The organism is Bradyrhizobium sp. SRS-191 (assembly GCF_024586915.1).
Classification (GTDB): domain Bacteria; phylum Pseudomonadota; class Alphaproteobacteria; order Rhizobiales; family Xanthobacteraceae; genus Bradyrhizobium.
In genome coordinates, this window is the sequence record NZ_JANBVS010000002.1 from 160,473 (window position 1) to 176,950 (window position 16,478).

Consider the following 16,478-nt stretch of genomic DNA (forward strand, 5'->3'; position numbering starts at 1 on the left):
CTCCCGCCGCACCGGTACCCACCGGGCGGCGGCGATCAGCCGGCCGCAACTTCCTCGATCCGCACCTTGTCGGGATAGAACGCCAGATGGCCCGAAATCTCGGCCATCGCCGGGAAGGGCGCTTCATAGCTCCATATCGCGTTGTCCAGCGTCTTGCCGCCCACGGCGATGCTGAAATAGCTGGCATCGCCCTTGTAGGGACAATGGGTGACGCGATCGGTTTTCTGCAGCGCCGTCATGTTGGCATCGGCCCGCGGCACGTAGTGGACGGCCGGGTAGCTCGCCTCCTTCAAGGTCAGCGCGTGCGTGGTATCCGCGATGACGACGCCGTGGGCGATGACGCGCACCCGTCTCGGATTTGGGGTGATGGTGATCGGGTGATCCGGCCCTGGAAGCTTCATGTCGTCTCCCTCGCGATCAGACCCGGGTGCGTCACCCGGTCCAGCGCATTGTATGTGAGCCGGATATATAGTGGTTCCGGGCGTGACCCCGAAACCGGTTCACGTTAAATTCCGCCATCACGGTCGCGCGAGAGCGCCTTGATTCGTGCCGTTCGACGGGCCACACAGGGGAGCTGCGGCCGGCAGCTCTTCGGCCGCTCGCTGCTACAGAAGGAGATGGACTGGGATGCCCATGGATGCCCACGTGATCGAGCAGATGATCAAGGCCGCCATTCCCGACGCCCAGGTGACGATTCGTGATCTCGCCGGCGACGGCGACCACTACGCTGCGACCGTCATCTCCGAGGCTTTCCGCGGCAAGTCCCGCGTGCAACAGCATCAGCTCGTCTATCAGTCGCTGCGCGGCCAGATGGGCGACGTCCTGCACGCGCTGGCCCTTCAGACCGGGGTGCCGGACCAGCGCTGACGCCGGTATCGGCCGTTTTCATCCCGGTTGATCGCATCCGCGCCGGGCGGGCGCGGATGCCTGTATTCCAGCAATCGCAGTGCCGTGGGGACGCTATCCCATCCAGCGAAGCCGGAGCCTCATGCTTCGGCCACCAGCGCCTGAACCGAGAACATCTTCTCGGCATCGGTCCAGACGGTCTGGACCTTCCAGCCTGAGCCGCGGGCCAGCGCCCCGAAGCGTTCGATGCTGTATTTGTAGCTGTTCTCGGTGTGGATGCTCTCGCCGGCACGGAAGGAGATCGTGCTGCCGAGCAGACGAACCGTTTGCGGCTTCCGCGCCACCAGATGCATTTCGATCCTGTGCTGCTCGCGATTATAGATCGCACGGTGGACGAAGGCGGAGAGGTCGAAATTGCCGCCGAGCTCGCGGTTGATCCGTAGCAGCAGATTGAGATTGAAGCGCGCGGTGACGCCGGCTGCGTCGTTGTAGGCAGCGTGCAGAGCGCGCTCGTCCTTCTCCAGGTCGACGCCGACGATCATCAGCGCGCCGACGCCGAGGATCTCCCGCGCCGAACGCAGGAAGCGGCAGGCCTCGTGCGGCTCGAAATTGCCGATCGTCGATCCCGGGAAGAAGCCGACCTTCGGCTTGCCTGCGATCGCCTCGGGCAGCCTGAAGGCGGTGGTGAAGTCCGCAATGACGGGATGCACGGCCAGATCGGGAAAATCGTGGCGCAGAGCATCGGCCTGTGCGGTGAGGAAGTCGCCGGAGATGTCGACCGGAACGTAAGCTGCAAAACGGCAGCTCTCCAGCAGCAGTCGCACCTTGGTCGTCGCGCCGGCGCCGAACTCGATCAGCGCCGCATCCTCGGGGATGATCGCGGCAATTTCGGTACCGCGGTCTCGGAGAATGCCGAGTTCGGTCCGCGTCGGATAGTATTCCGGCAGCCGCGTGATCTGCTCGAACAGGTCCGATCCGGCGGCGTCATAGAAGTATTTCGGCGATAGCTGCTTGGGCTGCTGGCTGAGACCTGCGACCGCCTCCTGCGCGAAGGCCGACGTCTTGTCGTCGGGAAGATGGGCATCGACCAGAGCGTTGACGTGCACGTTCATGATACTCTCCTGGACGCGCAAGAGGCGCGATGATCGGCAACAATGTTCGCGACTCTCTCAGACGTAGTCGGCGAGACGCAGCCCCGTGAATTGCCAGCGGTGATGCGGATAGAAGAAGTTGCGGTAGGTGACGCGGCTGTGGTCCGCCGGCGTGGCAAGCGATGAGCCGCGCAGCACGAGCTGGTTGACCATGAACTTGCCGTTGTACTCGCCGAGCGCACCTTCCGTGGCACGGTAGCCGGGATAGGGGCTGTAGGCGCTGCGGGTCCACTGCCAGACGATGCCGAAGGCGTCATGCAGCTGGTTAGCGCGCGCGGCGACCTCCCATTCCATCTCGGTCGGCAGGTGCTTGCCGGACCAGCGCGCGAATGCGTCGGCCTCGTAATAGCTGACGTGGCAGACCGGAGCATCGGGATCGACCGGCTGAAGGCCGCCGAGCGTCATGATGCGCCATTCGCCCTCGACCTCATACCAATGGCCAGGCGCCTGCCAGCCTTCGCGGCTGGCTGCGGCGAAGCCGTCCATCAGCCACAGCGTGGCGGTGCGGTAGCTGCCGTCGGCCATGAAGGCGAGCCACTCGGCATTGGTGACGAGGTTGCGCGCCAGTTTCACCGGCCCGACGAGCGCGCGATGCGCCGGTCGCTCATTGTCGAAATGATAGCCGTCACCGGCGTGACCGACGGTGTGAATGCCCTCGGGGAGGCTGATCCAATCCTCGCCGCGGCTGGCCGGGACGGGGAAGCGCCATGAGGGATCATAGGCCGGCGCCGTCGGGTTCTGGGCGAAGGCATGCAGGATGTCGGTCAGCATCAGCTCCTGATGCTGCTGCTCATGGTTGAGCCCGACTTCCACCAGCGGGGCTACGGCTTCCAAAGTCGCGACATCGGCGCGGCCTAGGAAGTCGACAACGGCCTCATCGACGTGGCGGCGATAGGCGGTGATGTCGGCCATTCCCGGGCGGGTGATCAGGCCGCGCTCGCCACGCGTGTGGCGCGGACCGGCGCTGACGTAATAGGAATTGAACAGGAAGGCATAGTCCGGATGGAAAGGCTGATATCCTCGGCAATGCGCGCCGAGCACGAACTGCTCGAAAAACCACGTCGTATGGGCCCGATGCCATTTCGTTGGACTGGCATCCGGCATCGACTGGATGACCTGGTCCTCCGGACTGAGCGGCGCGGCCCGGCGCTCGGTCTCGCCGCGGACCACCAGAAACGCATCGATCAGGCTCCCGGCGAGAGGGCCGAGCCTCGGGGTCTGCGTGGCGGTGACGGGAAACGAGGCTGTGGCGGAGGCTGAACTGGTCACGCGGGTCTCCGTTTGGGTGGAGAGAACGATTTTCGACGGAACAAGTTCCTTCGGACAGTTCGTCCTAGATGGGGGCTTGGTGACGGGATGAAACCCTCGCCGCGGCGATAATATTGCCGTCATCAGCCCATGGCCCGCGCGGGGGCCTGCCTTGCGGGCCGATCGTTGGCATTTTACTTTGGCACACCAACGGTTTGCGCTACATATAGGGGAAGTGACGGTCGTCCCCGGGCGAAATCGGCCCGACGCGACCGGAGCGGCACCGAGCCCCAGGCGTTCCTTGAGGCGCCCTAGAGGAAGCGAAGATGAGCATCGAGCAATTCATTGACAATGAAGTGAAGTCGAACGACGTCGTCCTGTTCATGAAGGGGACGCCGCAGTTTCCGCAGTGCGGATTTTCCGGCCAGGTCGTGCAGATCCTCGACCATGTCGGCGTCGGCTATAAGGGCCTGAACGTCCTGGAATCGGCCGAGCTGCGCAACGGCATCAAGACGTTCTCCAACTGGCCGACCATTCCGCAGCTCTACGTGAAGGGCGAGTTCGTCGGCGGCTGTGACATCGTGCGTGAGATGTTCCAGAGCGGCGAGCTGCAGCAGCTGTTCACCGACAAGGGCATCCCGGTCGGCACGGCGGCCTCAGCCTGAGCTACCCTGTCCGCGAGATCGGCGCGACCCGCTTCGAGGTCATCAAGGCCGACATCACCAAGCTCGGCGTTGACGCCATCGTCAACGCCGCGAATTCGTCTTTGCTTGGCGGTGGCGGCGTCGATGGCGCCATCCACCGCGCCGCCGGTCCCGACCTCGTCATGGAGTGCCGCATGCTCCATGGCTGCAAGACCGGCGAGGCCAAGATCACCAAGGGCTATCGGCTGCCCGCGCGCCATGTGATCCACACCGTCGGCCCGGTCTGGCAAGGCGGCGAGCGCGGCGAGCCGGAGCTTTTGGCCTCGTGCTATCGGCGCTCGATCGAGCTGTGCCACAAGCATCTCTTGGACTCCGTCGCCTTTCCCGCGATCTCGACCGGGATCTTTCGGTTTCCCGCGGATCGCGCCGCATCCATTGCGGTCGCGACCTCCATCGCGGCCGTCAGCGAGGAGACCTCGCTGTCGCAGATCGTGTTCTGCTGCTTCTCCGATCAGAGCGCCGAGCTGCACGATCACGCGCTCAGTGAAGCGATCGCCAGTCGCGCTCGTGCGGGTTCGCCGCGGTGACAGCGATCTCTCTGCAGCGAAGCAGCTAACGTGGATCGGCCGGTCTCGCGACGGACGCTGCTCGGCGCCATGCTCACGGCGCCGATACTGCCGGCTCTGGCTCGCGCCGATGTCACATCGCGGCGCAATCTCGATCGGCAGCGCCTCGATCAGGTCTCGGCCTACTTCCGCAACGAGGTTGCCGCCGGCAACATTCCCGGCTCCGTCGTCCTGGTCCAGCAGCACGGCAGTTCGGTCCTGCTGCAGAGCTTCGGCTTTCGCGATCCCGCGACCCGCGCGGCGATGACGGAGGATGCGATCTTCCGGATCTACTCGATGTCGAAGCCGATCACGTCGGTGGCTGCGATGATGCTGATCGACGACGGCGGTCTGAGGCTCGATGACCCCTTGGCCAAGTTCATCCCGGCCTTCGCTGACGTGAAGGCCGCCGGCGGACCGCTCGCGCGTCCGATCACCATTCTCGACCTGCTGCGCCATACCTCGGGCATCACCTACGGCTTCTACGGCGAGACGGCCGTGCGGAGGCTCTATGCGCATGCGCCGCTGTTCGATGGCGATATCGACAACGCCGCTTTCGTCGAGCGTCTTGCCAGGCTGCCGCTGGCCGAGCAGCCTGGCACGCTGTGGGACTACGGCCACTCCACCGACGTGCTCGGCCGGGTGATCGAAATCGTCTCGGGCCGCTCGCTTTATCAGTTCGAGCAGGAGCGGCTGCTCGGTCCGCTCGGCATGGCCGAGACGAGGTTCTTCCTCGCCGACCAGAGCCAGCGCGGCCGCGTCGCCGAGCCGTCGCCACGCGACTGGTTCGATCGTCCGATCGCCGGCCTCGATGATCCCATTCGGCCGCGGCGCTGGCAGTCGGGCGGGGCGGGGATGATCAGCACGATCTCCGACTACGCGCGGTTCGCGCAGATGCTGCTGAACGGCGGCGAGCTCGACGGGCGCCGCTATCTCAAGCCCGAAACCGTCGCGCTGATGACGCGGGATCATGTCGTGGGGGCGGGGATACGTCGTGACGACCTCTACTTTCCGGGCGCCGAGCACGGCTTCGGCTTGGGTTTCTCCGTACGTCTCGCGGCGAAGCCCCCGCTGCCGGCAGGCGAATATGGCTGGGATGGCGTCGGCGGGACGTTCTTCTTCATCGATCCCACCGACGATCTCTTCGTCATCGTCATGATGCAGGCGCCGTCGCAGCGCGGCCGTATCGCGAGCGATGTGCGGCAGCTGGTCTACTCGGCGCTCGTGCCATGATCCTCATGCGCCGCGAACGATCTCTCTGACGTGGCCGACCATCTCCTCGATCATCGCGGCTGACACATCGAGATGCGTGCAGGCGCGGATGCGGCCGTCCATCATCGCGAGCAGCACGCCGCGCTTGCGCAGCTCGCGCACCATCTTTTCGCCGGGGACGCCCGCGCCATCAGGCTTGAAGAACACGAGATTGGTCTCGGGCTCCTGCACCTCGATGCCTTGGATCTGCGACAGACCGCGCGCCAGCGCGCGCGCATTGGCGTGATCGTCGGCGAGACGGTCGACGTGATGATCGAGCGCGTAGATGCAGGCGGCGGCGACCACGCCGGCCTGGCGCATCGCGCCGCCGAGGCGCTGCTTCCAGCGCCAGACCTCGTCGATGAAGGCGGCGCTGCCGGCAAGCACGCCGCCGATCGGTGCGCCCAGGCCCTTGGAAAAGTCGATCCAGGCGGAATCCCAGCCGGCCGTCATCTCGGCCGCCGAGATGCCGGTCGCCACGGTGGCATTCAGCAGCCGCGCGCCATCCATGTGCGTCGCCATGCCATTCGCCTTGGCGATCTCGACGATTGCGTCGAGGTCAGCCTTCTTCCAGATCGTGCCGCCGCCGATATTGGCGGTCTGCTCGACGCTGACGACGGTCTGCGGCGGCTGGTAGCGGCTGCGCGGATGCAGCGCGGCGCGGAAGGTCTCGGGCGTGAACTGGCCGTCGGGACCCTTGAGCTGCGTCACCTGAAAACCGCCGAGCGCGGCATGCGCGCCGCCCTCGCGCGAGATGATGTGCGCGGTTTCGTGCGCCAGGATCTCGTCGCCCGGGCGGCAATGCACCAACGTGGCGGCGACGTTGCACATCGTGCCAGAGGGCATCAGCACCGCGGCTTCCTTGCCGAGCAGGGCGGCGACCCGGGCGGTGAGCTCGTGCACGGTCGGATCGTCGCCAATCTGCTCGTCGCCGACCTCGGCCCGCGCCATGGCTTCGCGCATCGCGGCTGTGGGGCGGGTCTGCGTGTCCGACAGCAGGTTGACGCGCACGGGCGGCGCCTTGGGATCGCGCGGGGGCGGGGTGTAATACATCGGCAGTCCTCGTTCGGCTTTCATTTGAGGACCTTACCCAACTCGGACCGCTCCCGCAAAACGCGCCTCCGTTGCAATCACGCCGCGAGCCAGATGTCGGGCCGCAGCGGCCTGGAGATATCGATCGGCCGGCTCACCAGCAGCGGCGCCTCCGCGCAATCGAACACCCACGACTCCAGCGGGCTGCGCCGCGAGGGTGAAAGAAGCAGTGCGGCGCCCGGGCGCTGGCGCTTGATGTTCCAGCCCATGTTCACCGCCGCCCAGCCGACCAGCATGGTCTGCCATTCGTCGAGGGGCTCGGGCGATTCGTCGAAACAATGGAGAAGTTCGAGCGCGAACGGATCGTAGCCGAGCTGCGCGTCGGCAAAGGTGAGCCCTGTTCCGACGTGACGGATCACATGGGCTGTCGCATCGGACTGGACGTGCCAGCAGGAGCGTTCGAGAAGGTCGAAGACGGTCGAAGGATAGAGGCCGTCGTTGAAGCGGTAGCGGATCCCGGAGGGTCGCGCGCGTAACGGAGAAGCATCGAGGGGCGGCGGCCGCAACGGCGGCAGAGGTGGAGCGCCGACCGCCTCGGTCGGCAACGCACCGAAGATGATATTGCGCCTGTTGAACTCCATGGCGAACGCCCCGCTACTTTACAACTGACGGCAGTGAATCACGGGACGGATTCGCTGTCAGCCCAGGTTGGGGCGAATTCGTGGCAAGTGTGGCATTCGGGAATCGGTTTGCCGCATCCGAAACAAATCCAAAAAACAAAGGCCCCGGCGCGTGCCAGGGCCTTCGGATTATCAGATGTGGACGGAGCGGCGCTCCGTCAAGATCAGCGCGAGTAGAACTCGACGATCAGATGCGGCTCCATCTGCACCGCGAACGGCACGTCCGACAGCGCGGGAATGCGGATGAACTTCGCGGTCATCTTGGAGTGATCGACCTCGATGTAGTCGGGCACGTCGCGCTCTGCGAGCTGGCTGGCCTCGAGCACCACGGCGAGCTGCTTCGAGGCTTCCTTGACCTCGATCACGTCGCCCGGCTTGACCTGATAGCTCGAGATGTTGACCTTGCGGCCGTTCACCTTGATGTGGCCGTGGTTGATGAACTGGCGCGCGGCGAACATCGTCGAGACGAACTTGGCGCGGAACACCACGGTGTCGAGACGGCGCTCGAGAATGCCGATCAGGTTCTCGCCGGTGTCACCCTTGATGCGGCCGGCCTCGACATAGATGCCGTGGAACTGGCGCTCGGAGATGTTGGCGTAGTAGCCCTTCAGCTTCTGCTTGGCGCGCAGCTGCACGCCGAAGTCGGAGAGCTTGCCTTTGCGGCGCTGGCCGTGCTGGCCGGGGCCGTATTCGCGGCGGTTGACGGGGCTCTTCGGGCGGCCCCAGATGTTCTGGCCCATGCGGCGATCGATCTTGTACTTCGCCTCACTGCGCTTAGTCATCGCGTCCTCTTTAAGTCTTTCGTTCGGGGTTGAGGAAACGCGCCCTCCTGTGTGTCCGGGAAACCCGGTCCACCGACAGGCCGATCCCCAAAGCGTGAGGGGACGAGGCCACGGGTCGCGAAACGCAACGCGGGCCGAAAGCGGCCCGCGAGCAGGGCGGTTCTTAAGGGAGAAACCGCTGGTCTGTCAAACTGTAACCGCCGATTTGACGGCAAATCACCCCTGCGGCCCCCCGATCGCGGTGATTTTCGGCCGGTTCGCCTCGCACGCCCGGTCGGTCACTGCCAATCCCGGCGGTAAAGCCCTGAGCTCGGCCGCGATCTCCCCGTTCAGCACCTCCTCGAGCCGTATCGCAGTCCTGGCGATCATGGCGCCGTCGGTAACCCGGTGATCCCAGCGGATCAGGATGGAAATCGTCTGGTCCGGCCGGACGACGTCGTAATTGAGGATGAATGGCCCCGGACTCAAAGCGAGCAGCTGGCCGCCGCCGCAGGCGGCCACGCTGGTGACCGAGAAATTGCCGAACCAGTTGGCGCGCTGGCGGCCGAAATTCAGCCCGACCCACCAGGCGAACCGGCGCAAGGGAAGCGGCAGCCGGGTCGCCCGCATCATCTTGCGGAACATGGCGACGTCCTCGATCGGCGCCTCCTTGCCCTCCCGGATCACGGCATCGATCTCCGCCAGCGACATGGCGTCCGGCCGGGAGACGCGCTGCGGCAGCACGCAATCCTCGCCATTCTCGACCCTGGCGATGGTGACGGTGGCGACGCTGCGCGGCAGCTCGTAGAGGCAGCGCTGCGGCCAGCCGGTGTAGAGCGTGCGCAGCACCGGCTCGTCACGGGCGACCAGCGCGAACGCCTTGACGAAAATGGCGGCAAAACCGGGCGGCCGGACGGCCGCGGCGCGCGCCTCCAGCAACGGGCCGATCTCGATCATGCGCGCCAGCGAGACGAACGGCACGTCGCGCGAGGCGTGCATCAGATCGATGATCAGACGGCGGTGCAGCGAGATCGGCCTGGTCTTTCCGCGCATTCTGAACCCGTCACTCCCGATCTATCATTGGTGGCCTGCCGGTCTCCGGCGGCGGCTGCTGTTAGCACCGCCTGCCGGTCCGGCGAAAGCCCCCCTCTATGGCGCCGGCGAGGCCAGCGGCTTGGTCTTGTCGACGACGTAGACGCCGAGCACCTTCAGCCCCTTGTCGCCATGAACCTTCGCGTCGTGAACGACGCCGGCCGGGATCTGGAACGAGTCGCCAGGTTTCAGGTGCCGGTCGGGCTGGCCCTCGACGATCAGCTCGGCCTCGCCCTCGAGGATATAGGCCGTCTCCACGCCCGGGTGGGTATGCCGGCCCGCGGCACCGCCGGCCGGGACCTCGGCGATCGCCTGCACGATGGTATGGCCGTCCGGAAAATCGGTCTTGTTCAACAGCGTGCGCTTGATTGCCGGCTGCTGCGCCAGGGCGGCGCCGAGTCCGAGCACGGCCAGCGTCAGGCCGAAAATCGTCTTCTTCATCATGAGCTTCTCCCCCAATGTTGTTTTTCGTTTGGAACGTGAAGTTCGGCGTGTTCTCGGTTTAGCGCTTGATCCCCTCGAAGCTCGCAGCAATGCCGCGCTGGAACAAGGACCAGTCGAAGCCGAGCGCGAGTGCGAGGTAGCCGCGTTCGATCATCGCATTGGCCTGCTCGGCCGACCGGGCCGCGCCGCCGATCGGCACGCCGGATTTGAGGATGCCGGCCTCGGCGCGGGCGATCAGGGATTTGACTTGGGGATCATCGAGTTGGCCGCGCTTGTTGATCGAGGTGGCGAGATCGCCGGGGCCGATCACCGCGATGTCGATGCCGGGCGTGGCCATGATCTCGTCGATGCGTTCGACGGCCTCGACATGCTCGATCGTGACCATGCAGATCATGTCGTCGTCGGCGGTCGCCATGTAATCGGCCATCGACACGTTCCAGTGGAACGGCGCATGGAACGGGCCCCACAGCCGGTCGCCGCGGGGCGGATAGCGCACGGCGCGCACCGCCTTCTCGGCATCCGCGCGGCTGGAGATCATCGGGAAGTTGATGCCGAGCGCGCCGAGATCCATCGGTGCTTTCGCCAGATGCGGCTCGTTGGCGGCGATGCGCACCAGCGGCACGCAGGGGGTGCCCGCAGTCGCCGTGATCATCGCATGCGCGGTGGAGAGATCGATCGGCCCGTGCTCGAGGTCGACGATGATCCAGTCGAGCGACTGCGCCATGATGCGCACAGTCTGGATGCTCGGGATGGTGGCGATGGCGCCGAAGGTCGGCCGCTTGTCGCGCCAGGCCTGCTTGAGGCGGTTGAGCGGTTTGGGTGTCGCAGACATCCTGGGCCTCCGTCAGGCCGGCACGCGGCCGCCGAAATAGGGCGTCAGCGCGCGGCTGAGCTGATGCGGCTTGTTCGAGGTGAAGATCATGCTGGCGGCGCCGTCGCCGGCGCTCGTGGTCGACGGCCCCAGGAGATCGACGACGCGGCGCGCGATCGCCGGCGCGGGATCGATCCATGCGACCGGCCAGGGTGCCAGCCTCTGCAGGCGGTCGAGCAGCAGCGGATAATGCGTGCAGGCGAGCACCACCGTGTCGGTGCGGGTGCCGGCGTTGTCGGCATCGCCGGTGAAGCAAGGCGCGATCTCGGCCGCGATTGCGGCATCGCCGACGCTGGTTCCGCTGAGCGCGGCTTCGGCCAGCGAAGCCAGGTCCGGCGAGCCGACCAGCGTGACCGCGCAGCCTTGCGCGAAGTCGCGGATGAGGGCGTGGGTGTATTCGCGCTGCACGGTGGCCTTGGTGCCGAGCACGGAGACGCGCTTGGTGTGCGACTGCGCGCAGGCCGGCTTGATCGCCGGCACGGTGCCGACGAACGGCGTCGCATAGGCGGCGCGCAGCGGCGCCAGCGTCTGCACCGAGGCGGTGTTGCACGCGATCACGATCAGGTCCGGCCGGTGCGCTGATATCAGTTCGCCCATCAGCGGCACCACGCGCGCGATCAGCGCCGGCTCGCTGTGATGGCCATAGGGAAAGAAGGCGTCGTCGGCGACGTAGACGTAATGCGCATCGGGCCGCGCGCCCACCACCTCGCGCAAAACGCTGAGGCCGCCGAGGCCGGAGTCGAACACGAGAATCGTCGGGCGGTGGGTCACGTCGCGAGTGTACCGGATCGGGGAGGGTTCAGTCGGTTTTTCTGCCGGGTTTGGCGGGAGTAGGGCGTCTCGGTGTGTTCCGTGGCGGAGGCGAAGGTTCAAACATGTATCCGTAAGCCCCCGCAGCCGCCAAACATTCAGTGTCATCCCGGCGTACGCCGGGATCCATAACCACCGGCTTGCATGGGCGCAAAGGCTGCCAGCTCCATCCTGCCTTACACGACCGCCGCGGAGTCCGGGTCCCGGGTCGGCGCCGCGCCGCCGCTGTCGCGTCGTCGCGGCTTGCCCGGGACGACAACTCAGTGTGGAGGCACAGCATCTCATCCTCGCACCCGCTTTCGCGTCCGAGTGTTGCTCGTCTCATCGCCCTCTCGACAATGAGGGCGCGGGGAAGGCCGGGTGCCGGTCGCACCCATGGCCCGCCTGCAGAAAAAAAGCAGGCGGCAGTCACCACAGGTACGGGCCGGATCATCCGGCCTTCCCCGCGCGATGGCGCTACGGCTTATACGTGCTCTCCCCGGGGACCGGCTTTTGACCCCGTCGCCTTGCGCGCTCGTCCAGACTTGGCAGCGCAGGCTTGATCTCAGCACCGGGAGACCAGGACCACACGATTTCGCCGTGCGCATCGGATCGTTCGTCGGCATGATCGCTCACGCTGCAACCCGACACGCCCACCGCATCCCGCACTCCACGCTCGTGACGATCGCGATGCGCCCCTCAAGTGAGGCGGGATGCAGCAACATAGCATGTTCTTCTGAAAAACGGAAGAAGAAAGATTCGGATTTTCGGATGAGGCCGGCGCGCCGGAAGAGCGCAGGGAGGGGACGAGTTCCCGGAATAATTAGCATTGACTAATTCATTAGTGAGCGCTATTGTTTCTGCATGATCGAAGCAGCCGAACCCATTACTGCCGTCATGCGCGCCTTGGCGGATCCGACGCGGCGGGCCGTGTTCGAGCGCATCGTCGACGCTGACGAGATCACCGTGGTCGAGCTGACCCGCGGCAGCAGCGTCACGCAGGGCGCGATCTCGCAGCATTTGAAAGCCTTGAAGCAGGCGGGCCTCGTCTGCGAGCGTCCGGAGGGGCGCAAGGTCTACTACCGCGCCGAGCCACGCGGCCTGGAGCCGCTGGCGAACTGGATGAGCCATTACGGCGTGTTCTGGCGCGACCGCTTCGCCGATCTGAGAAAACTGCTGAAGGACATCGATCCATGACTCAAATCGTGAAGCCGGACACGCACGCCATCGTGGTGGAGGAGGTCTTCCCGCATGCGCCTGATGTCATCTGGAAGGTGCTGACGAATGGCGATCTGATCGGCCGCTGGCTGATGGCGCCGAAGGGGTTTGAAGCCGTGGTGGGGACGCGCTTCACCTTCCAGACCACGCCGGCCGGGGAATGGGACGGCACCATTCATTGCGAGGTGCGGGAGGTCGTGCCGAACGAGCGGCTGTCCTATGCGTGGAAAGGCGGCCATGCCGGCAATGTCGGCTACGGCGCGCCGTTGGAGACCTTGGTCACCTTCACCCTTGCAACAGCGGACAAGGGCACGCGCCTGCGCCTCGTCCATTCCGGGTTCGTGCTGCCGGCCAACGAGACCGCGTATCGCAAGATGGGCGAGGGCTGGAAGACGGTGGTCAAGAAGCTCGATCAGCTCGTCACCGACGAGACATCGCTGCAGCGGCCGCATTGACGCCGAGGGAGAGCCACCATGACGAATGTCTATGCCGGCGGTTGCGCCTGCGGCGCGGTGCGCTACGAAATCAAGGGAGAGCCGGCTGTGATGCTGGACTGCCAATGCCGGCAGTGCCAGCGCGACAGCGGCACCGGCCATCAGTCGCACCTCACCTTCGTCGCGGCGGAGGTGAAGGTCGACGGCGAGGTGTCGCATTGGCAGACGACCGGCGACGGCGGCACCGTGAAGCGGCGCGCCTTCTGCCCGACCTGCGGCTCGTCGATGCACATGACGTTCCCGGCGATGCCCGATGTGTTCATCGTCACCCCGGCAAGCCTCGACGATCCCAGCCGTTACCGGCCGCAACTGGTGTCCTGGACGGCGGCCGGATATGCCTGGGATCACCTCGATCCGGCGCTGCCGGCATTCGAGAAGATGCCGCCGCGATGAGTAGGGCGGCGCGGTGACAGTTCTGGATTGTCACCGCAGGCCGATCGCGTACGGCGCTCCATCTCGGGCTGGACTGTTTCCACGTCGTCATGGCCGGGACAAGCCCGGGCATGACGGAGTCACTAATTGGGAGTCGTTTTGCCGCGATGGGCGCATTCTCCAATGCGATAGCCGTGTCTGTGGGCGTCCTCCCAAAGAAACTTAGAGAGCCACAGACCCAAAACCCTCGCGCGGACGTTTAAGCTCCGGGACCGGTGTCGGTGTCTTGGAGATCCGCATGGCGCCAGAGTCTGCACAATCGACCGTCTACTTCGACGGCTCCTGCCCGCTGTGCCGGGCGGAGATCGGCTACTACGGCCGGACGGACCAGGCCGGCGCGCTGTGTTTCGTCGACGTCTCCCAACCGGGTGCCGAGACGCCGGAGGGCTTGACGCAGGGGCAGGCGATGGCGCGGTTTCATGTGCGCGCCAGAGACGGGCGGCTGTTGTCCGGCGCCGCCGCGTTCGTCGAGGTCTGGCGCCGTCTGCCGCGCTGGCGCTGGGCGGCGCGTGTGGCCTCGCTGCCTGGGGCGCTGGCGGTGCTCGAGCTTGGCTACAGGCTGTTTCTTCCCGTGCGGCCGTTGATCTCCCGCAAGCTGGGACGCATCCTGCAGCGTCAGGGGCAGGAGGGACGCCGAGCGTGACCGGGCAAGCTGGCGGTGTGATGTCGCGTTTTATCGACTGGTTCTTCCGCAATCGCGAAACCGGCGAGATCACCATCGCGCAGATGCCGAACCCGGCGCTATGGATCGCGCTGGTGGGGAGCCTCATAGGCTGGGTCTGGCACCCGCAGGGCCCAACCGGCGACAAGCTGGATGGCCTCGTCAAGGCCAGTCTCGTCGTCTGGGCCGTCGATGAGCTCGCGCGGCGTCAATCCGTGGCGGCGCTGCCTCGGGGCGGCCGTGCTGATCTATGAGGTCGCGACCTTGGTGTAATCGATTTGCGCTGGGAACGTGAGCAGTGGTCCGTCGCTCCATGCCATCCTGCTATTGAGAGCAAAGCCTTCAGCAGTTTGCGAGCTACGCGGTCGTCTGGCCTCGCTGCGCCACCTGGTAGCGCTCGTCCCGGCAGTGCTGCCATCATTTGCGAACAGGAGCGCGGTGGCTGCAACTGTGCCCTCTCCCCTTGTGGGAGAGGGCATGTAGGTGGCGCGGCATATTCACTTGGGTGAGGGATATGTCTCCGCGAATGATACTTGAGGAGACATACCCCTCACCCAACCGCGCATGCGGATCGGCCGTACATGCCCTCTCCCACAAGGGGAGAGGGCGCTGCATCTGGCGGCGTCGTTGGCTCATGACATCGCTCGTGAGAGGTCGGCAAAAACCCGTCGGCGGCGCATTCTGCCCTGAGATGGGGGGCACGGCGGCATGACGAGCTCGGGATGACACGACGGGCGGCTGCGCCTTTTGCCCACGCACAGACTGATCCATCGTCGCCGGATCCTCGATCGCCGCGACACCGGGCTAGTAGATCTCTGAGGAAGGTCGGTTCAGCATGCCACGGCCTGACCGCGCCCAGCGCTTCAGTCCTCGTCGTGCTCGCTTTCGTCGAGCTCCTCCAGCTCCTCGCTCGCGTGGTCGATCACGTCGATGGCTTGCTGGACCTCGACGAGGCTCTTGACCGCAATTTCGGTTTCGCCCTTCTTGTAACCGGCCGAAACGGCCTTGGCCAAATTCAGGCGCATTTCGACCAGCACGTTGCGCGCGGTCAGGAAGATTTCGAGGTCGTTGTCGGCCATGGTGCTCCTCGTCAAGGCTGTGCGTTCGATTGGTAGCCGCGGCGTATGGCGGGCGTATGTCGGATCGGGCGTCAATCGGCATGACGCCGTTGTGTTTCGCCCCCGAGCTCGCTCGATCGGCGTTGGGCCGAAGGCAGCATCACTGAAGTTGCTCGCGTGTAGGCCAGGGCGGCGCGGTCCATAACGTCTTCCATGCACCCGCTCCACAATTGTCCAGCCGGAAGTCGACCCTTATCAGTGACAGCCCTTTGTCATAGGGCGCGATCTTGTAGATGTGTCTGAGTGCTCCCGTACACATGTCGTTTCCCCCGGTGGCCTCGAACACCTGGTCATCCCTGTTCCAGGTGACGAAGCCGGCACTGTCGGCTGCCACCAAGCCGCGTTCGGGGGCCATCTTCGCGAGCGGCAGCAACCGGGGCCGTCGGCGGTCCTGAAGGTCGAAGATCTCGTGCCACGTGGTAGCCATGCCGAAACAGGGAACGAGCACGAACGGCTTGGTTTCGACGACAAGGAAGCGGACTGGCACCGTCTTGAGGTCCTCCTTGTAGCGGCAGTTGGTCAGCTCGATCGCCCTCACGAGCTGCTTCGGTAAGAGGTCTGGATCGTGAATTTCGAATTCGCTTTGTCCCTTGAAGTCGATGCCGTCGAACTCACTTTTCTCGAATTTCTTGATGTGCGAGGCTTCGTCCTCGCCCCGCGCGGGTGCGCCAATCGCAGCGACCAGACAGAGCGCGATCAGCAAGGTCCTGAGGATAGAGGCGCGGTGTCTGCTCAATTGATATCCTTGCCATGATCGCGATTGCTTAGGTCAACCCGTGGACCTGAGGCGACGACGTGCTGGCCGGATATAGGCGCTCTGCGCTGCGGCGCCAGTTCCGTAACCACGAATGCCGTGCCGGGCTTGGGCGATCAGGCGGTCGATCAGCGCGGGGGCGTGAGGGCGGGTGGTTTCGCCCATCCTCGTGGGACATGCTGGGTGGCGGCACTCCTCGGCGGCGTGCTGATTGACGTAGTCGTAGCCGTGGAATGGACATGAGCCGGTGTGAGGTCAGGCCCTGGCGCCGGTGATGCCGCGCGCTTGACCTGCATCAACTGGCGCGGGCGGCTGCAGACCGATGGTCAGAGATGTGGTCCAGTGCCACGGGAACAGGCATGGAAGGCGTGCCTCCACGGCAGGAAT

20 protein-coding genes and 1 pseudogene are annotated in these 16,478 nt (G+C 65.4%); 9 read left to right on the forward strand and 12 right to left on the reverse strand.

The features are described 5' to 3' along the window. Nucleotides 1-35: 35 nt before the first annotated feature. Nucleotides 36-401, reverse strand: coding sequence for a DUF427 domain-containing protein (locus NLR35_RS04545; RefSeq protein WP_257165370.1), 366 nt, complete (start codon nt 399-401; stop codon nt 36-38). A 226-nt stretch (nt 402-627) separates the two neighbouring features. Between NLR35_RS04545 and NLR35_RS04550 the strand changes: the two genes are divergently transcribed. Beyond that, the gene (locus NLR35_RS04550) at nt 628-867 is read left to right on the forward strand and encodes a BolA/IbaG family iron-sulfur metabolism protein (protein WP_006609193.1); all 240 of its coding nucleotides are present in this window, start codon (nt 628-630) and stop codon (nt 865-867) included. Between the two features lie 119 nt (nt 868-986). Here NLR35_RS04550 and egtD read toward each other — a convergent pair whose 3' ends face one another. After that, nucleotides 987-1,958, reverse strand: a complete 972-nt coding sequence (egtD, locus tag NLR35_RS04555) for an L-histidine N(alpha)-methyltransferase (RefSeq protein WP_257165371.1) — start codon at nt 1,956-1,958, stop codon at nt 987-989. A 57-nt stretch (nt 1,959-2,015) separates the two neighbouring features. Beyond that, nucleotides 2,016-3,266, reverse strand: coding sequence for an ergothioneine biosynthesis protein EgtB (egtB, locus tag NLR35_RS04560; RefSeq protein ID WP_257165372.1), 1,251 nt, complete (start codon nt 3,264-3,266; stop codon nt 2,016-2,018). Nucleotides 3,267-3,571: 305 nt separating this feature from the next. Here egtB and grxD point away from each other — a divergent pair, with 305 nt between their 5' ends. The 3 genes from grxD to NLR35_RS04575 are packed head-to-tail and all read left to right on the forward strand — an operon-like array spanning nt 3,572 to nt 5,727. After that, nucleotides 3,572-3,910 (forward strand): Grx4 family monothiol glutaredoxin, encoded by a 339-nt coding sequence (grxD, locus tag NLR35_RS04565; protein ID WP_006609190.1) that lies wholly within the window; start codon nt 3,572-3,574, stop codon nt 3,908-3,910. Continuing rightward, on the forward strand, nt 3,907-4,476 hold the full coding sequence (locus tag NLR35_RS04570; protein ID WP_257165768.1) for an O-acetyl-ADP-ribose deacetylase: 570 nt from the start codon (nt 3,907-3,909) through the stop codon (nt 4,474-4,476). Before grxD ends, NLR35_RS04570 begins: the two co-directional genes overlap by 4 nt. A gap of 30 nt (nt 4,477-4,506) precedes the next feature. Continuing rightward, on the forward strand, nt 4,507-5,727 hold the full coding sequence (locus tag NLR35_RS04575) for a serine hydrolase domain-containing protein (RefSeq protein ID WP_257165373.1): 1,221 nt from the start codon (nt 4,507-4,509) through the stop codon (nt 5,725-5,727). Nucleotides 5,728-5,730: 3 nt separating this feature from the next. Here NLR35_RS04575 and NLR35_RS04580 read toward each other — a convergent pair whose 3' ends face one another. From NLR35_RS04580 to murI, 7 genes are all read right to left on the reverse strand, one after another. Then, entirely contained in the window at nt 5,731-6,798 is a 1,068-nt protein-coding gene (locus NLR35_RS04580) for a low specificity L-threonine aldolase (RefSeq protein WP_257165769.1), read from the reverse strand. A 77-nt stretch (nt 6,799-6,875) separates the two neighbouring features. Beyond that, entirely contained in the window at nt 6,876-7,418 is a 543-nt protein-coding gene (locus NLR35_RS04585) for a hypothetical protein (protein WP_306577251.1), read from the reverse strand. Between the two features lie 203 nt (nt 7,419-7,621). Next, nucleotides 7,622-8,239, reverse strand: a complete 618-nt coding sequence (gene rpsD / locus NLR35_RS04590) for a 30S ribosomal protein S4 (RefSeq protein WP_257165375.1) — start codon at nt 8,237-8,239, stop codon at nt 7,622-7,624. 216 nt (nt 8,240-8,455) lie between these two features. After that, a complete protein-coding gene (locus NLR35_RS04595) occupies nt 8,456-9,271 on the reverse strand; it encodes an acyltransferase (RefSeq protein ID WP_257165376.1) in 816 nt (271 codons plus the stop codon). Nucleotides 9,272-9,367: 96 nt separating this feature from the next. After that, a complete protein-coding gene (locus NLR35_RS04600; protein ID WP_257165377.1) occupies nt 9,368-9,754 on the reverse strand; it encodes a cupin domain-containing protein in 387 nt (128 codons plus the stop codon). 58 nt (nt 9,755-9,812) lie between these two features. Then, entirely contained in the window at nt 9,813-10,586 is a 774-nt protein-coding gene (locus NLR35_RS04605) for an HpcH/HpaI aldolase/citrate lyase family protein (RefSeq protein WP_257165378.1), read from the reverse strand. 12 nt (nt 10,587-10,598) lie between these two features. Further along, nucleotides 10,599-11,396: a glutamate racemase gene (gene murI, locus NLR35_RS04610; RefSeq protein ID WP_257165379.1), complete on the reverse strand. Its 798-nt coding sequence runs from the start codon at nt 11,394-11,396 to the stop codon at nt 10,599-10,601. A gap of 882 nt (nt 11,397-12,278) precedes the next feature. On the opposite strand from murI, the gene NLR35_RS04615 reads away from it, so the two are divergent. The 5 genes and pseudogenes from NLR35_RS04615 (at nt 12,279) to NLR35_RS04635 (ending at nt 14,492) form a co-directional block, all read left to right on the forward strand. Further along, complete coding sequence (locus tag NLR35_RS04615) at nt 12,279-12,611, forward strand: helix-turn-helix transcriptional regulator (protein ID WP_257165380.1); 333 nt, start codon at nt 12,279-12,281, stop codon at nt 12,609-12,611. Further along, nucleotides 12,608-13,087, forward strand: a complete 480-nt coding sequence (locus tag NLR35_RS04620) for an SRPBCC domain-containing protein (RefSeq protein ID WP_257165381.1) — start codon at nt 12,608-12,610, stop codon at nt 13,085-13,087. Before NLR35_RS04615 ends, NLR35_RS04620 begins: the two co-directional genes overlap by 4 nt. A gap of 18 nt (nt 13,088-13,105) precedes the next feature. Beyond that, nucleotides 13,106-13,519, forward strand: coding sequence for a GFA family protein (locus NLR35_RS04625; RefSeq protein ID WP_257165382.1), 414 nt, complete (start codon nt 13,106-13,108; stop codon nt 13,517-13,519). Between the two features lie 277 nt (nt 13,520-13,796). Beyond that, complete coding sequence (locus NLR35_RS04630; protein ID WP_257165383.1) at nt 13,797-14,201, forward strand: thiol-disulfide oxidoreductase DCC family protein; 405 nt, start codon at nt 13,797-13,799, stop codon at nt 14,199-14,201. A 20-nt stretch (nt 14,202-14,221) separates the two neighbouring features. Then, nucleotides 14,222-14,492 (forward strand): annotated as a pseudogene (locus tag NLR35_RS04635) (hypothetical protein). 590 nt (nt 14,493-15,082) lie between these two features. On the opposite strand, the gene NLR35_RS04640 reads toward NLR35_RS04635, so the two are convergent. Beyond that, nucleotides 15,083-15,298 carry a hypothetical protein gene (locus tag NLR35_RS04640; protein WP_257165384.1) on the reverse strand — a complete coding sequence of 72 codons (216 nt, stop codon included), beginning with the start codon at nt 15,296-15,298 and terminating at the stop codon, nt 15,083-15,085. A gap of 139 nt (nt 15,299-15,437) precedes the next feature. Beyond that, nucleotides 15,438-16,073, reverse strand: coding sequence for a hypothetical protein (locus NLR35_RS04645; protein ID WP_257165385.1), 636 nt, complete (start codon nt 16,071-16,073; stop codon nt 15,438-15,440). Nucleotides 16,074-16,478: the final 405 nt, after the last annotated feature.

What these genes read in the sequence shown, in the direction of transcription:
- NLR35_RS04545 (WP_257165370.1), bottom strand. Translation starts at nt 401, where the DNA reads ATGAAGCTTCCAGGGCCGGATCACCCGATCACCATCACCCCAAATCCG.
- NLR35_RS04550 (WP_006609193.1), top strand. Translation starts at nt 628, where the DNA reads ATGCCCATGGATGCCCACGTGATCGAGCAGATGATCAAGGCCGCCATT.
- egtD (WP_257165371.1), bottom strand. Translation starts at nt 1,958, where the DNA reads ATGAACGTGCACGTCAACGCTCTGGTCGATGCCCATCTTCCCGACGAC.
- grxD (WP_006609190.1), top strand. Translation starts at nt 3,572, where the DNA reads ATGAGCATCGAGCAATTCATTGACAATGAAGTGAAGTCGAACGACGTC.
- NLR35_RS04580 (WP_257165769.1), bottom strand. Translation starts at nt 6,798, where the DNA reads ATGTATTACACCCCGCCCCCGCGCGATCCCAAGGCGCCGCCCGTGCGC.
- NLR35_RS04585 (WP_306577251.1), bottom strand. Translation starts at nt 7,418, where the DNA reads ATGGAGTTCAACAGGCGCAATATCATCTTCGGTGCGTTGCCGACCGAG.
- rpsD (WP_257165375.1), bottom strand. Translation starts at nt 8,239, where the DNA reads ATGACTAAGCGCAGTGAGGCGAAGTACAAGATCGATCGCCGCATGGGC.
- NLR35_RS04595 (WP_257165376.1), bottom strand. Translation starts at nt 9,271, where the DNA reads ATGCGCGGAAAGACCAGGCCGATCTCGCTGCACCGCCGTCTGATCATC.
- NLR35_RS04600 (WP_257165377.1), bottom strand. Translation starts at nt 9,754, where the DNA reads ATGATGAAGAAGACGATTTTCGGCCTGACGCTGGCCGTGCTCGGACTC.
- NLR35_RS04605 (WP_257165378.1), bottom strand. Translation starts at nt 10,586, where the DNA reads ATGTCTGCGACACCCAAACCGCTCAACCGCCTCAAGCAGGCCTGGCGC.
- NLR35_RS04615 (WP_257165380.1), top strand. Translation starts at nt 12,279, where the DNA reads ATGATCGAAGCAGCCGAACCCATTACTGCCGTCATGCGCGCCTTGGCG.
- NLR35_RS04620 (WP_257165381.1), top strand. Translation starts at nt 12,608, where the DNA reads ATGACTCAAATCGTGAAGCCGGACACGCACGCCATCGTGGTGGAGGAG.
- NLR35_RS04625 (WP_257165382.1), top strand. Translation starts at nt 13,106, where the DNA reads ATGACGAATGTCTATGCCGGCGGTTGCGCCTGCGGCGCGGTGCGCTAC.
- NLR35_RS04630 (WP_257165383.1), top strand. Translation starts at nt 13,797, where the DNA reads ATGGCGCCAGAGTCTGCACAATCGACCGTCTACTTCGACGGCTCCTGC.
- NLR35_RS04640 (WP_257165384.1), bottom strand. Translation starts at nt 15,298, where the DNA reads ATGGCCGACAACGACCTCGAAATCTTCCTGACCGCGCGCAACGTGCTG.